Here is a 15,799-nt window from a genome sequence, read left to right on the forward strand (position 1 = left end):
GTTAAGCGTTAATTCGTTGTAAAATATATTCATTGGTGTACTTTTCACCGTCAAAATTCCAATCTTTTTTCAATCCTATTATTTCAAAGCCATTACTATTAAACAACTTTAAACTTGTAGAATTACTTTCGGAAATATTGGCATAAATCTGGTGTAAATGCAACGTTTTGAAGCAATAATCCACTAATAAACTCAATGCTTCTTTACCATAACCGCGATATCTGTTTTCTTCATCTTCAATAAGGATACCGATACCTGCGCGTTTATTTTTAATATCAAATTCAAAAACATCAATTAAACCGATAGTGCTATCATTAGTATTGCAAATAGCTAATCGTAATTGTTTCGCTTCAAAAATGTCTTGCTGTGCATTTTCAAGATATTGTTTAATTAAAAATCTTGAATAAGGAGTTTGTGTATCACTTAATTCCCAAAGCGATGTATCATTTTCAATACGATAAACAAAATCTAAATCTTCAGGCTCTAAAGCTCTTAAATAAATATGTTCTCCTTTTAGGTTTACCATTTCAATTCACCTTTAAAAACTTGTTCTGCCGGCCCGATTAACCAAATATTATCATAACCGTTTTCATTAGCACTAAACGTTACATTTAAAGGACCACCTTGGGTTTGTAAATTAATTTTATTAGCCTTTGTTTTTCCGCTTTTATGCATAGCTAAGGCTACTGCTGTGACACCCGTACCGCACGATAAGGTTTCGTCCTCTACTCCACGTTCGTAAGTTCTCACGGCGAAATTTTCTGTAGATATTTGTTCTACAAAATTCACATTAGATCCGGCTTCATTATAAGGAGCACCATTTCTTATTTTTTCTCCATTAGATTTAACGTCAAAATCTTTTAATTTTGAAACTAATTCAACATGATGTGGAGAACCTGTATCTAAAAACATATGGTTTCCAAAGGATTCAATTTCTGAAACATCTTGCATTTGAAGGTAAACTAAACCATCTTCAATTTTAGCTTTATGAAGGCCATCAATGGCTATAAATTCAGTGTCGTTTTCAATGATATTTAAGAATTTTGCAAAAGCCACAATACATCGCCCTCCATTACCACACATGGTACTTTCATTACCGTCTGCATTGTAGTAAACCATTTTAAAATCTACATTTTCATCCGTTTCTAAAAGTATAAAACCATCAGCACCTATGCCAAAACGTCTATCACATATAGTTGCAATGCGTTTGGTATCATTTTTGTTTATAGTCTGTAAACGATTATCTACAATTACAAAATCGTTACCTGTTCCTTGATATTTATAAAATGTCATAGTAATTAATAAGCCACAAATATAAGAATATTAGACTGTATTATGTGGTGTTAAGAGGGCGTTAAATTTGACGTTAAATAGTCGTTAAAATCAAATATGAAATTAATAAATTTCTAATTTTAATCGTTAGGATAAAATAATAATTAAAATAGTTAAACTTAAATCTGAAAATTATGAAGAAGATAATAACATTGGTATTTGTTTCTGTATTAGGTGGTCTATTAACGTTGGGTGGCTACAAACTTTTTATTGAAAATGAGACGCAATCGTTAGCCGTTAAACAATCATCTGAATTTCCGGTGTTTGTCCCTACTAGTAATACTGTTAACACCTTAAACACTACGAGTTCATTAACACCTAATTTTGTTGAAGCAGCTGATAAGTCCATACACTCCGTTGTGCATGTAAAAAACACCGCTATTGTAAATACACCATTAAGTATGAGGGATTATTTTTATGGTCGTACTTCACAGCGAGCTCAAGTAGGAACTGGTAGTGGTGTTATTATATCTCCGACAGGTTATATTATTACCAACAACCACGTCATAAAAAATGCTAATGAGATCAGCATTACTCTAAATAATAATAAATCGTACATGGCCGAATTGATTGGTACGGATGAAATTACAGATATTGCTTTATTAAAAATTGAAGCTGATGAAGATTTACCATTTATGGCTTTTGGTGATTCTGATAATGCAAAAATTGGAGAGTGGGTTTTAGCCGTTGGTAATCCATTTAACCTTAACTCTACAGTTACAGCAGGTATCATTAGCGCTAAATCTAGAGATTTATCAGGTCAGAATATGCAGTCATTTATACAAACTGATGCTGCCGTAAATCCAGGTAATTCTGGTGGTGCTTTGGTTAACACTAATGGAGATCTTATAGGTATAAATACTGCTATCTCATCACAAACGGGTTCTTATGTAGGCTATTCTTTTGCAGTACCAAGTAATATTGCTCGTAAAATTGTGAATGATATTATGGAATATGGTAATGTTCAAAATGGTATTCTTGGTGTTTCTGGTGGTGCGCTAAACAGTGAAGCTGCAGAAAAATTAGAGGTCAACTCTACAGAAGGGTTCTATGTTAGCGAAGTACAAGAAGGTACAGGAGCAGAAAAAGCAGGTATTCGATCTGGTGATATTATTAGAAGAATAGATAATGTAGAAATAAATAAGTTCTCTGATTTGTCGGGTTATTTAAAAACTAAGAGTCCTGATGATGTGGTTAATGTAACACTACTTAGAGATGGTGATGAAGAAATACTTCCTGTTACTTTATTAAAACCATCAATTTATACATTGCCAACAATTGGTCTTATAAAGAATGCTTCAGAAAAGGAATTAAAGCGCAACAAAACGGAATATGGAGTGAAAATTAATAAACTAGATGAAAATTATAAATCATCTTGGAATAAAAACGGAGTTGAAGAAGGTAGCATTATTACTAAAATTAATGGTAAGAAATTATATTCTATAGACGATGCTCAAGATGCCATAAAAACACGTGCTGTTAATGAACCACTTCAAATTGAAGTTATTAATAAAGAAGGTGAAAAAATGGTTTATCACTTTAGGTAAAACCCTTAAATTTAGTCACTAAATCCCCCTTCAAAGTATATTTCTTTGAAGGGTTTTTATTTTCGCTAAAAGGTATTACGAAAACGTTTGAAATATATTACTTTTGCGCAAAATCTAAATCACTTAAACCAAGAAAACATGGGATTTAACGACACTTATGAAAAAGAGTTAGCATTTCAAGCCGATCGTCGCCGAGCAACTGTAGAATTTATTAAAATCATCAGCGATTTGTGGTATGATAAATCTATTGAATTGGTATTATTCAGAAACCAATTAATAGATAGAAATGTGAGCGAAATTCTAAACCTGCATGAGTATGCTGGAGAATTTGTTCAGAAACCTATTTCTATTTTCGATTCTGTTGAAATTGCGCAAGCTATTATTGCGCTAAACTTGCCTCCAGCCAAATTAGACATTGGAAAATTAACTTATGAATTTCATTTAGAAGATCAAAAATATGGTAATGCCACTGCTTTTGTTGCCTCTAAATTGGGCAACGCTAAAGATAATAAAGGTATAAAACCAAAGGATGTAGTACTTTATGGTTTTGGTAGAATTGGCCGTTTAGTAGCTCGTGAATTAATGACTCGCACAGGTAAAGGTGCGCAGTTAAGACTAAGAGCTATCGTTACAAGAGGAGACATTACAGAAACCGTTTTAGAAAAACGAGCGTCTTTACTAAGAAACGATTCTGTACATGGAGATTTCTCTGGTATTGTAAACATCGATCTTAAAAATTCTGCTCTGATCATTAATGGTACAACCGTAAAAATTATTTCCGCAAATGCACCAGAAGATATTGATTATACGGCATACGGAATTAATAATGCTTTAATTGTTGATAATACCGGAGTACATAGAGACAAAGCTGCTTTAAGTAGACATTTAAACGCAAAAGGTGTCGATAAGGTTATACTTACCGCCCCAGGAAAAGGGATTCCTAATATTGTACATGGAGTGAATCATACAGAGTATAATCCTGATAAAGTTAAAATAGTATCAGCAGCGTCTTGCACAACAAATGCTATTGCTCCTGTTTTGAAAGCTATGGAAGATTCTTTCGGGATTAAGTCTGGGCATTTAGAAACCATACATGCCTATACCAATGATCAAAACTTAGTAGATAATTTCCATAGTAAATATAGACGTGGCCGAGCTGCTGCACTAAACATGGTGATTACAGAAACTGGTGCAGGCCAAGCTGTTAGTAAAACAATACCAACATTAGAAGGCAAGTTGACGTCTAACGCTATAAGAGTACCTGTTCCAAACGGCTCTTTAGCTATTCTTAATTTGGAATTAGAAAAAGAGACTACCGTGGAGAGCATTAACACTATTATAAAGAAATATGCACTCGAAGGAGATTTAGTTGAGCAAATAAAATATGAAATGAGTGACGAATTAGTCTCTAGTGATATAATTGGTAGCTCAGCACCTGCGATATATGATAGTAAAGCCACTATAGTAAGAAAAGACGGAAAAAATGCAATCTTATATATATGGTACGATAATGAATATGGCTATAGTCAACAAGTCATTAGACTCGCAAAATATATTTCTAAGGTAAGACGCTATGCTTATTATTAGAACGCCCTGAAGGTGGAAAACTAAAATCTTGTCTAACGGCAGGATTTTTTTGATTACTAGCGATATGATTTATAGTGATTTAATTACCTAACAGTAATAAAAACAAGGTTGGACTGTAGTATTCAACATCTAAACTATAATTTCTATCGTATATTAAATGCCTTTCACTATTGAAAGGCTATTTGTTTGATAATTTGTTTATGATATCCTCATAAAATTATTATCTTGGCAACCAATTAATCTAAAACAACCAAAATTACCTCTAAGATGAAATTCTTAACAAAAGTTACTGTAATTCTTTTAGTCACATTTAGTTTTCAAACAACTATCGCTCAAAACGATAACGACGACGACGAGAAATTATCTCTTAACAGTGGCACAATAGATAATCAATTTGAATTTGTAATTAGACGCTCTAATAGTTGGCAAGATTACAAAACCGTTAAGAAAACATGGCTTTATACACTAAAAGCGCATACGCTTGACTCACTTAAAGCAGTACATAAAGATTTGACAGACACACAAGCTGTTGTTAAAAAGCAAGTTGATGAAATAGAAACTTTAAAAAGTAATTTATCTAATACAGAATCGACACTAAATGCTACTAATGATGAAAAAGATAATATTTCATTATTTGGCATACAAACCAGTAAAGCCAGTTATAAAATTTTAATGTGGTGTATAATTGGAGGCCTTTTAGCTTTATTATTATTCTTTATTTATAAATTTAAAGGAAGTAATTCTGCCACACGTGAAGCTAAACATAAGTTAGACGAGATAGAAACAGAGTTCGAAGAGCACAGACGTAATGCTTTAGAGCGTGAGCAAAAAGTAAGACGCCAATTACAAGATGAGCTGAATAAGCAGAAGTCTTAATTAGATTTCATCTCCATTAAATATATAAATCCGTAATTAAATTACGGATTTTTTTATGATCTATTCTCAGTTACTTTTTTAAATCGACCATTTACAATATAATCCATATAAATAAACCACTCAAAACATCTGTAAAAGACTATCTAAAAAATACATCAATTAAACATATCTTTGCAAACTTAGAGATTGAAAATATGCGTATAGATATTATAACAGTATTACCCGAACTTTTAAAAAGTCCATTTGAAGCTTCTATTTTAAAACGAGCAATTGAAGCAGATTTAGTAGAAGTCCACTTTCATAACTTAAGAGATTATGCAACAGGGGGCTATAAATCTGTAGACGACACACAGTTTGGTGGCGGCGCAGGAATGGTGATGTCTATAGCGCCTATTGATAAATGTATTTCTAAGTTACAGCAAGAACGTAATTACGACGAGATTATTTATATGACACCAGATGGAGAACAGCTTAACCAGAGTATTGCTAACCAAACGTCTTTAAAAGAAAACATCATTATTTTATGTGGACATTATAAAGGAGTCGATCAACGCGTTAGAGATAAATTTATAACCCGCGAAATATCTATTGGAGATTACGTTTTATCTGGAGGAGAATTAGGTGCAGCGGTATTATGTGATGCTGTGATTCGGTTAATTCCTGGTGTCTTAGGAAATGAAACCTCTGCCCTAACCGATTCTTTTCAAGATAACTTGTTAGCACCACCAATTTACACTAAGCCTAGAGAGTATGACGGAATGAAAGTTCCTGAAGTACTGTTCAGTGGTAACTTTGCGAAGATTGAAAAATGGAGAGAAGAACAAGCCTATAAAAGAACTAAAGATAGACGTCCAGATTTACTAGAAGATTAAATTTATTATTTATGAATAATTCTACAGAGATTCTTTTTACAATAAGTCAAATTATTAGTAGTCTATCTACTCTAATTCTATTAGTTGCGGCAATTATTCTTTTTATAAAAAAGAAAACTCTAGCAACCTGGTTAATTTTAATTGGTAATATTTTCGTGTTCATTACCTATATATTAAGCCTATTTTTAAATATTTTTATTGGTAGTGCAGGTATGGACACAATGTTAATCGCTCAAGGCTTTTCATTAATAATTCAAAATATATCATACTCTATATTTGCTATAGGACTGATAATATTAGCATTAACTGAGTTTTCCAAACGTAAATCTTAAAAATTTAGTTCGTTTTAAGTTAAGTAACCACCTAAAAGTTAACCTTATAAAATTTAGCAATCAAAGTATTGCTAATAAGCAAAAAAGCACTACTTTTGCCAACCAATTTAGACCAACCTCTGGCGAGAATCGTGAATGTTGCTTTGAATCAACTATTATAAATAAAATAAAATGAGTTCTTTAGTAAAATTTGTACAAGACGAATTTGTAGTCCGTAAAGACTTTCCAAAATTTGGTGCTGGTGATACAATCACAGTATATTACGAAATTAGAGAAGGTGAAAAAGTACGTACCCAGTTTTTTAGAGGTGTCGTATTACAACGTAAAGGAAGTGGAACTTCTGAAACGTTTACTATCCGTAAAATGTCAGGAACAATTGGAGTAGAGCGTATCTTCCCAGTTAACTTGCCAGCTTTACAAAAAGTAGAAGTTAACAAACGTGGTAAAGTACGTAGAGCTAGAATTTTCTACTTTAGAGGTCTTACTGGTAAGAAAGCAAGAATCAAAGAAGTTAGAAGATAATTCCATCTTATATATTATTATTAAAAAGCCTTCTGATAAAGAAGGCTTTTTTTTTGGTTATAAACATTTGTTGATAACCTAAGTTCATAAACTGTTCATATATAAAATGTTAAAAAACAATCAAATTCGTTTTTTTTTATTAATTTAGCGTAACAATTAATAATTAACATTGTTTTGTTTTGAATTTTATTTCAAATTAATGTTAAATTATAACTAGAGATTAGTTCTTTAAGTATTGAGGTAGTTTTTTGAGATTGCTTTACAACTTGTGTTTGCACAAGTGCTTGTAAAATGATCATGAAGCTTTATTAATTTAGCACACCATGTTGTAGGTTAAGTTAGTAAAGTGAAAAGCTCTGAAGAAGTAGTGGAATCGAAAGTGAACATGAAAAGGACGAGCAATGTATTAGGCCTAACATTCATTAATTTGAAGATTATAGGACAAACATCAAGAAAAACAAACCTAAGAAACAAAGTAATATCACGTCAATACATTTTGAAAGATATGAACAGTTTCGATTTGAAACAGAAACACTTGAACCGAAAAGGATGTTGGCATTTGTCATACAGCTGAGTTAGTGGAAGCTAAATAGGATCATGTTAGTACTGTTTCCATGAAAGCCATGTCAGAGCAGTTTTACTGTAGTGATATGGCTTTTTGTTTTAATTATAGCCACGACCTTCAAAAATGCTACGGATTTCTATAATTCTATCTTAACCTGATTAACATCATTCTCTCTCTATTTTTTAAAATAATTTAAAACATTCTTTTTTTTAACCCTAAATACTTTTGTATTCTTGTAAAATGAACTTACCTCTAATAGACGAGCAACAGTATAAAAGGCAAGATTACACCACAAATCACCTAACCAAAGCAGAATACACAGACTGCACATTTACCAATTGTAATTTTGAGAATTCAGACCTTTCCAGTATTGTGTTTTCTGAATGCTATTTTATAGATTGTAATTTTAGTAATGCCAATTTAGCACTTACGAGTCTTGATACAGTAACATTTCATGGTTGTAAAATTCTAGGGGTGTTATTTCAAAATTGTAATACATTTTTACTATCATTTAAGTTTATAAATTGCACACTAAATTTGAGTAGTTTTTATCAGTTAAAAATTGTACGTACAACCTTTTCAAATTGTATAATGCATCAGGTTGATTTTACTGAAACTGATGCTAAATATGTCGTTTTTAGTGATTGTGATTTATACCAATCTATCTTTGACCGAACCAACCTTGAACATTCTGATTTTACTTCGGCATACAACTTCAATATTAACCCCAATTTAAATCAAATAAAACAGGCTACTTTTTCAAAAGAAAACATTTCAGGGTTATTAAGACCCTTTAATATCAAGATACTAGATTAAATAAGAACTTTAAGTGTTTATTTATCAATTTCTCAAAATTTGATACTGTTTAGTAGTAATCTTATACCCATAAAAATCAAACGTTTTCGTATATTCGCACTGCTCAATTTCGAGCAAAATATTATTCATTTTATTTACAAGACATATGACAAAAACAGCAAAGATTGTTTATACAAAAACAGATGAAGCACCTGCTTTAGCTACGCGTTCATTTTTACCAATTGTTGAATCATTTACGAAGTCTTCAGGTATTGTTATAGAAACAAAAGATATATCACTAGCAGCTAGAATTTTAGCTGTATTTCCAGACGTTTTATCAGAAGATCAAAAAGTTCCTGATGCTTTATCAGAATTAGGTGAATTAGCTAAAAAACCAGAAGCTAATATTATAAAATTACCAAATATTAGTGCTTCAGTACCACAACTTATTGCGGCTATCGAAGAATTACAAGCTAAAGGCTTTAATATTCCTGATTATCCTGAAGAAGCAAAGGATGATGCTGAAAAGGAAATCAAGTCTCGCTACGATAAAATTAAAGGTAGTGCCGTTAATCCGGTTTTAAGAGAAGGGAATTCAGACAGACGTGCACCTAAAGCTGTTAAAAATTACGCTAAGAAAAACCCACATAGTATGGGTGCTTGGTCCTCTGATTCTAAAACACATGTTTCAACCATGTCTAAAGGAGATTTTGCTCACAACGAAAAATCAGTAACATTAGATGAAGCCACTTCTATAAATATTGTACATACCGATGCAAAAGGTAATAAAACAAACTTAAAAAGTGATTTAGCCTTATTAAAAGGTGAAATTATCGATGCTACATTGATGAGCAAAAGTGCTTTGTTAGAATTTTTAGAAGAGCAAGTTGAGGATGCCTTGGATAAGAGTGTACTATTTTCATTGCATATGAAAGCAACGATGATGAAGGTTTCTGACCCTATCATTTTTGGTCATGCTGTTCGTATCTTCTTCAAAGATTTATTTGATAAGCATGGAAAAACATTCGATAAAATTGGTGTTGATGTCAATAATGGATTTGGAAATTTATTAGAAAAATTAAGTGAACTACCTGAAGAAAAACGTGATGCAATTAGAGCTGATATCCGTTATGAGTTAACGCATGGTGCAGATGTTGCAATGGTAAATTCAGAAAGAGGAATTACAAATCTTCATGTGCCAAGTGATGTTATTATCGATGCCTCTATGCCAGCAATGATTAGAACTTCTGGTCAAATGTGGAATGCAGAAGGTAAATTACAAGATACAAAAGCTGTAATCCCAGATAGTAGTTATGCTGGAGTATATAGTGCAACCATTGATTTCTGTAAAAAGAATGGTGCTTTTGATCCAACGACTATGGGAACAGTTCCTAATGTTGGCCTTATGGCTCAAAAAGCTGAAGAGTACGGATCTCACGATAAAACTTTCGAAATAGTTTCTAAAGGAAAAGTTGATGTTATCGATGCCGACGGTAAAGTATTATTAAGTCATAAAGTAGAAGCTGGTGATATTTGGAGAATGTGTCAAGTTAAAGACGCACCTATTCAAGATTGGGTAAAACTTGCTGTAACTAGAGCAAGAGCATCAGAAACACCTGCTGTCTTTTGGTTAGATAAGAAAAGAGCACATGATGCTGAATTGATAAAGAAAGTAAATACTTACCTTAAAGATCATGATACTGAAGGTTTAGATATCAGAATTCTATCTTTAGTAGATGCAACGAACTTTACATTAAAAAGAATAAAAGAAGGAAAAGATACTATTTCTGTGACAGGAAATGTTCTTAGAGATTATTTAACCGATTTATTTCCAATTTTAGAAGTTGGTACAAGCGCTAAAATGTTATCTATTGTTCCTTTAATGAATGGTGGTGGTTTATTTGAGACTGGCGCAGGTGGATCTGCACCTAAGCATGTTCAACAATTTCTTGCAGAAGATCACTTACGTTGGGATTCTTTAGGTGAATTTTTAGCATTAGCCGTTTCTTTAGAGCATTTTGCTGTTGTTAATTCTAATGAAAAAGCTAGAATTTTAGGAGAAACATTAGATGATGCTTCAGATAAATTACTAGAAAACAGAAAAGGGCCTTCAAGAAATGTTAACGAATTAGACAATAGGGGAAGTCATTTCTATTTGGCATTATATTGGGCAGAAGCTATTGCAAACCAATCTAAAGATGCTGAGTTAAAGGCAGAATTTGAATCAAAATTTAATGCACTATCGTCTAATGAAGAAGCTATTGTAAAAGAATTAATTGATTGCCAAGGAGAATCTGTAGATATTGATGGATATTACCTTCCTAATGAAGAATTAATTTCGAATGCAATGCGTCCAAGTGTGACATTAAATTCAATTATAAATTCATAATTAAGAGTATATAATTTTATGTTAAAAAAGCTTTCTTCGGGAAGCTTTTTTTATTCTTTTCAATTATTTTTAGTATTGTAAATCAAATCGGTGTTCTTTTCGTAAAGAATTCACACTCCATCAATCAAATCACATCACTCATAACTTATGATATTGACTCTCAAAAGAATACTTTTTCTTTTCTTATTGTGTCCTGTAATACTTCATGCTCAAGAAAATTTCACCCTTAGCGGAACAATAGCAGATAACCAAAGTAATGAAACTCTTATCGGAGTCAACATTATTATTCCCGATCAGCAAACCGGGACTGTTACTAATGAGTACGGCTTCTACTCTATTACGTTGCCCGCTGGAACCTACGTTGTGCAAATAAGTTATTTGGGTTTTAAAACTATTTCTGAAACCTTAGTAATTAACAGCAATCTTACAAGAAATTATAAACTTGATGAGACAGCAGAAAGCTTAGATGAAGTTATAGTTACTAAAGATATTGAAAAATTAAACATAAAAACTCCACAAATGAGTGTGAATTCTCTATCTATTAAAACGATAAAGAATATGCCAGTTGTATTAGGTGAAGTCGATGTTATAAAATCAATTACACTTTTGCCTGGAGTTACTAATGCTGGTGAAGGCTCTTCTGGTTTTAATGTTAGAGGTGGCGCAGCAGATCAGAATCTTATTCTTTTAGATGAAGCCACAATTTTTAATTCATCTCATCTTTTTGGCTTCTTCTCTGTTTTTAATCCTGATGCAATTAAAGATATAAAACTTTATAAAGGTGGTATTCCTGCTAAATATGGCGGCCGTGTATCATCTGTCTTAGATATTTATCAGAAAGAAGGAAACAGTAAATCGTTTCATATGAATGGTGGTATCGGATTAATTTCAAGTCGTTTATTGGCTGAAGGTCCCATTAAAAAAGACAAAGGATCTTTTTTAATAGGAGGTCGTAGCAGCTATGCTCATCTTTTCTTACCGCTATTTGATTTAGATAATGTGGCTTATTTCTATGATTTAAATGCAAAATTAAGCTACAATATCAATGATAATAACAATATTTACTTATCAAGTTATTTTGGTCGTGATGTATTTAAAATTTCCGATAGTTTCGAAAATTCATTCGGAAATTCCGTTGTAAACTTTAGATGGAATCATCTTTATTCAGATAAGATATTTTCTAATTTATCCGTTATTTATTCAGACTACTATTATGGACTACAATTAGGTTTTGTTGGTTTCGACTGGGTTTCAGGTATACGAAACTTTAATCTTAAATACGATTTTAAACATTATATAAATAATAACTTTAAACTAGACTATGGTTTAAATAGTATGTACTACAAATTCAATCCAGGCGATATCAAACCGATAGACGACCAATCTGGAATTAATCCGTTTAAGCTCATTGATAAATATGCCTTTGAAAATGCACTTTATATAGATGCTGAACATAAATTAAACGATAAACTCTCCATAAGTTATGGAGCACGTTTAAGTGTGTTTCATAGATTAGGACAAGATGAATTAAATATTTACGAAAATAATAGCCCACTAAATTTCAATACAGCTCTTGGTATTTACGAAAAGGCCGATCCAATCGGAACAGATACGTTTAGTAGAAGTGATATTATAGAATCTTTTACAAATCTAGAACCGCGATTAGCGATAGCATACCAATTAAATGATAACTCATCTGTAAAAGCAAGCTATAATCGTATGAGTCAATACCTACATTTATTATCCAATACAAGTTCACCAACACCTTTAGACGTATGGACACCAAGTGGAAAATACATTAAGCCGCAATTATTAGATCAAATCGCTGTTGGCTATTTTAAATCCTTTAATAATAATGCCTATTCTTTAGAAGTTGAAAGTTTTTATAAAACTATTCAAAATAGAATTGATTACATAGATGGTGCAGATTTAATTGCCAATAATGCTATAGAACAAATAATCCTTAATGGAGAAGGAAGAGCTTATGGTTTAGAGGTTTTATTCAAAAAAAATCAAGGAAAATTTACAGGTTGGTTAGCATATACACTTTCAAAATCAGAGCAGAGAACACCAGGAAGAACCGCTATCGAAACCGGAATTAATAATGGAGAATGGTACAACACACCATATGATAAAACCCACGACATCTCACTTACCGGAAATTACGAATTAAGTAAAAAATGGTCATTTAGTTCTAATCTTATTTTTCAAACAGGTCAACCAACAACGTATCCTAACGGGCAATATCAATACAATGATATCACTATTCCTAATTATGAAGCGCGAAATTCAAGTAGACTTCCTTCCTATCACCGTCTAGATTTAGCTGTTAATTATAATCCAAATCCAGAAAGCACCAAAAATTTTAAAGGAGAATGGGTGTTCGGAATATACAATGTCTATAATCGAAAAAATGCAGCTAGTATTTCATTTAGTGAAAATAGAAACACCGGTGTTAATGAAGCTACACGTTTATCCATTTTTGGTATCGTACCATCATTCTCTTATAATTTTAAATTCTAAATAATGAAAAGATTAATATATATAAGTCTCGTTTTATCATTTTTAACCAATTGTGAAGACGTAATTGATGTTGATTTAAACACCACAGACCCAAAATTAGTTATTGAAGCATCTATAAATTATTTCAAAAATACACTAGGGAACGACCAGAGCATAAAGCTTTCCTTGTCTGCACCTTTTTTCGATGATACTATCCCGCCTGCAAATGGAGCTTCAATTCAAATCACCGATACTGCTGGTAATATTTTTAATTTTATAGAAGAAAGTAATACAGGAATTTATAACAATAACACTTTTATTCCTATAATTGATGAAACATATACATTGGTAATAAACTATGATGGAGAAATTTATACAGCCACAGAAACATTAACATCTGTCGTACCTATAGATTATATTGAACAAAATAATGAAGGTGGCTTTTCCGGAGAAGATATAGAACTGAAAGCATACTATAATGATCCTTTAGGAATTAATAATTACTACTTTTTCGAATTTATAAGTGATATTCCCGTAATACCAACGCTATCCGTTTATGATGATACATTCACTGATGGTAACGAAATATTCGGCTTCTATACCGAAGAAGACTTAGAACAAGGTGATATTGTTACAATCAGAAATTACGGAATTTCTAGTCAGTTTTACGATTTCATGTTTATACTTCTTCAACAAGGAGGTGATTCGGGCGGTGGGCCTTTTGAAACACAACCCGCAACCATAAGAGGAAATTGTATTAACACAACAACCCCAGATAATTTCCCTTTTGGGTATTTTAGACTATCAGAAGTAGATGAAGTTATTTACACTGTAGAGTAATATATTTTGTCCAGTATTCCCCACTTGTGGTGGGTCGCGTCATCCACTATATCTTTTTACTAACCACCAAGGTTTTATTATAATTGATTACGGATTAATCATATCTCAATCCATAGTAAGCTCTTATAGAATTTTGTAAAAAGGATGCCGTTACTACCGCTAATACAACCTATCCGCCAAATTTATTTCTTACCTTTAAGGCATGACTTTTATAAAAACAACAGAGCAAGACTCTAACTATAATAATCTCGAAAACATGTCTGTTAAAGAGATTATAAATTCTATTAACAAAGAAGACCATAGCGTTCCTTTAGCTGTACAGCAAGCTTTGCCACAAATAGAAGCACTTATTTCACAAATAGTCAATAAATTAAACATTGGTGGACGGCTTTTCTATATGGGTGCTGGCACTAGTGGAAGATTAGGAATTCTCGACGCTTCTGAATGCCCACCTACTTTTGGTGTTTCGCCTGATTTGGTAATTGGTATCATAGCCGGAGGTGATATTGCCATTCGAAAAGCAGTAGAAAATGCAGAAGATTCTACCACACAAGGCTGGAAAGACTTAGAAGCTTATCATATTACAAAGCAAGATGTTGTTATAGGCATCGCGGCATCTGGTACAACACCATATGTTATTAGTGCATTAGAAAAGTGTAATGATAACAATATAGTAACTGGTTGTATAACCTGTAATCATAATAGTCCTTTATCTTTAACGGCTAAGTTTCCTATAGAAGTTATTGTAGGACCAGAATTCTTAACAGGAAGTTCAAGAATGAAAGCAGGTACAGCTCAAAAACTCGTTCTTAATATGATCACAACTACAGTAATGATACAGTTAGGTAAAGTAAAAGGAAATAAAATGGTAGATATGCAACTCAGTAATGATAAATTAGTGAATAGAGCTGTAAATATGATCATGACAGAACTTAATATTTCAGAACCAGAAGCATCACATTTATTGAGTAAATATAAAAACGTAAGAGAAAGTATTACCCATGGACGAAAATAATAGAACGGATAAAAGTATCTTAGCCAAAGGATTAAAACGATTAGGGATTTGCTTAGGACTAATGTTCGCAGGTCCAACATTAGTGCACTTAGCATTAGATAATAACGAAAAACCACTCTATATACCGCTTCTTATTACAGCTTTTATACTCTGTATCGGAGCTATCCTTTTTTTATTCCTGGGTATTAATACTATTTTAGATAGTATATTTAAAAAGAAGTAAACGTATTTCATAGTTTGAATACTATTATAGTGAATAAAACATCACGGGTTACTTAATAGTAAAACTCATTCCTCAAGGACTCTAAGAAAAATACGACATCTAATTTTTTTTTAAATTAACAATTGGATGTCATACATATTATTTGTCACAATCAAATTTAGAGAGTATTCTTACAAACTTAAACAAGATATAAAACCTAATATTTAGTAAGTAGATTCGACACTGACTTATATTTAAAAGAGATACTAATTTTTCTGTTGAATACATTTCATTAAATCACTGTATATAGTTGACCAAGGTTGTTTAATCATTCAATTTCTAAGTTCCTTATAAATCAAAAGCAAAAAACCCTTACTAAATTAATAGTAAGGGTTTTCAAAAAAGGCGGCGACCTACTCTTCC

General features: G+C 32.0%; 14 protein-coding genes. 12 read left to right on the forward strand and 2 right to left on the reverse strand.

All coding sequences use genetic code 11. The features are described from left to right. Window position 1 precedes the first annotated feature (1 nt). A complete protein-coding gene (locus HM986_RS13300) occupies window positions 2-526 on the reverse strand; it encodes a GNAT family N-acetyltransferase (RefSeq protein ID WP_179335578.1) in 525 nt (174 codons plus the stop codon). Next, on the reverse strand, window positions 520-1,299 hold the full coding sequence (dapF, locus tag HM986_RS13305) for a diaminopimelate epimerase (protein WP_317167363.1): 780 nt from the start codon (window positions 1,297-1,299) through the stop codon (window positions 520-522). Before dapF ends, HM986_RS13300 begins: the two co-directional genes overlap by 7 nt. A gap of 167 nt (window positions 1,300-1,466) precedes the next feature. Here dapF and HM986_RS13310 point away from each other — a divergent pair, with 167 nt between their 5' ends. The 12 genes from HM986_RS13310 (at window position 1,467) to HM986_RS13365 (ending at window position 15,397) form a co-directional block, all read left to right on the forward strand. Further along, entirely contained in the window at window positions 1,467-2,879 is a 1,413-nt protein-coding gene (locus tag HM986_RS13310) for a trypsin-like peptidase domain-containing protein (protein ID WP_179335580.1), read from the forward strand. A gap of 138 nt (window positions 2,880-3,017) precedes the next feature. Further along, on the forward strand, window positions 3,018-4,466 hold the full coding sequence (locus HM986_RS13315) for a glyceraldehyde-3-phosphate dehydrogenase (protein WP_179335581.1): 1,449 nt from the start codon (window positions 3,018-3,020) through the stop codon (window positions 4,464-4,466). A 267-nt stretch (window positions 4,467-4,733) separates the two neighbouring features. After that, on the forward strand, window positions 4,734-5,342 hold the full coding sequence (locus HM986_RS13320) for a tRNA (guanine-N1)-methyltransferase (RefSeq protein WP_179335582.1): 609 nt from the start codon (window positions 4,734-4,736) through the stop codon (window positions 5,340-5,342). 194 nt (window positions 5,343-5,536) lie between these two features. After that, window positions 5,537-6,214 (forward strand): tRNA (guanosine(37)-N1)-methyltransferase TrmD, encoded by a 678-nt coding sequence (gene trmD / locus HM986_RS13325; protein WP_179335583.1) that lies wholly within the window; start codon window positions 5,537-5,539, stop codon window positions 6,212-6,214. 11 nt (window positions 6,215-6,225) lie between these two features. Continuing rightward, window positions 6,226-6,546 (forward strand): hypothetical protein, encoded by a 321-nt coding sequence (locus HM986_RS13330; RefSeq protein WP_179335584.1) that lies wholly within the window; start codon window positions 6,226-6,228, stop codon window positions 6,544-6,546. Window positions 6,547-6,717: 171 nt separating this feature from the next. Continuing rightward, window positions 6,718-7,068 carry a 50S ribosomal protein L19 gene (rplS, locus tag HM986_RS13335; RefSeq protein WP_179335585.1) on the forward strand — a complete coding sequence of 117 codons (351 nt, stop codon included), beginning with the start codon at window positions 6,718-6,720 and terminating at the stop codon, window positions 7,066-7,068. Between the two features lie 805 nt (window positions 7,069-7,873). After that, window positions 7,874-8,449, forward strand: a complete 576-nt coding sequence (locus HM986_RS13340; protein WP_179335586.1) for a pentapeptide repeat-containing protein — start codon at window positions 7,874-7,876, stop codon at window positions 8,447-8,449. A gap of 145 nt (window positions 8,450-8,594) precedes the next feature. Further along, complete coding sequence (locus tag HM986_RS13345; protein ID WP_179335587.1) at window positions 8,595-10,817, forward strand: NADP-dependent isocitrate dehydrogenase; 2,223 nt, start codon at window positions 8,595-8,597, stop codon at window positions 10,815-10,817. Between the two features lie 147 nt (window positions 10,818-10,964). Next, a complete protein-coding gene (locus tag HM986_RS13350; RefSeq protein WP_179335588.1) occupies window positions 10,965-13,340 on the forward strand; it encodes a TonB-dependent receptor in 2,376 nt (791 codons plus the stop codon). A 3-nt stretch (window positions 13,341-13,343) separates the two neighbouring features. Beyond that, the gene (locus HM986_RS13355) at window positions 13,344-14,159 is read left to right on the forward strand and encodes a DUF4249 domain-containing protein (protein ID WP_179335589.1); all 816 of its coding nucleotides are present in this window, start codon (window positions 13,344-13,346) and stop codon (window positions 14,157-14,159) included. A 202-nt stretch (window positions 14,160-14,361) separates the two neighbouring features. Further along, entirely contained in the window at window positions 14,362-15,174 is an 813-nt protein-coding gene (murQ, locus tag HM986_RS13360; RefSeq protein WP_179335590.1) for an N-acetylmuramic acid 6-phosphate etherase, read from the forward strand. Then, window positions 15,161-15,397, forward strand: a complete 237-nt coding sequence (locus HM986_RS13365; protein ID WP_179335591.1) for a DUF6095 family protein — start codon at window positions 15,161-15,163, stop codon at window positions 15,395-15,397. The genes murQ and HM986_RS13365 overlap by 14 nt, the downstream gene beginning before the upstream one ends. Window positions 15,398-15,799 lie beyond the last annotated feature (402 nt).

It is taken from the genome of Winogradskyella costae (assembly GCF_013403865.1).
In the GTDB taxonomy this organism is placed as follows: Bacteria; Bacteroidota; Bacteroidia; order Flavobacteriales; family Flavobacteriaceae; genus Winogradskyella; species Winogradskyella costae.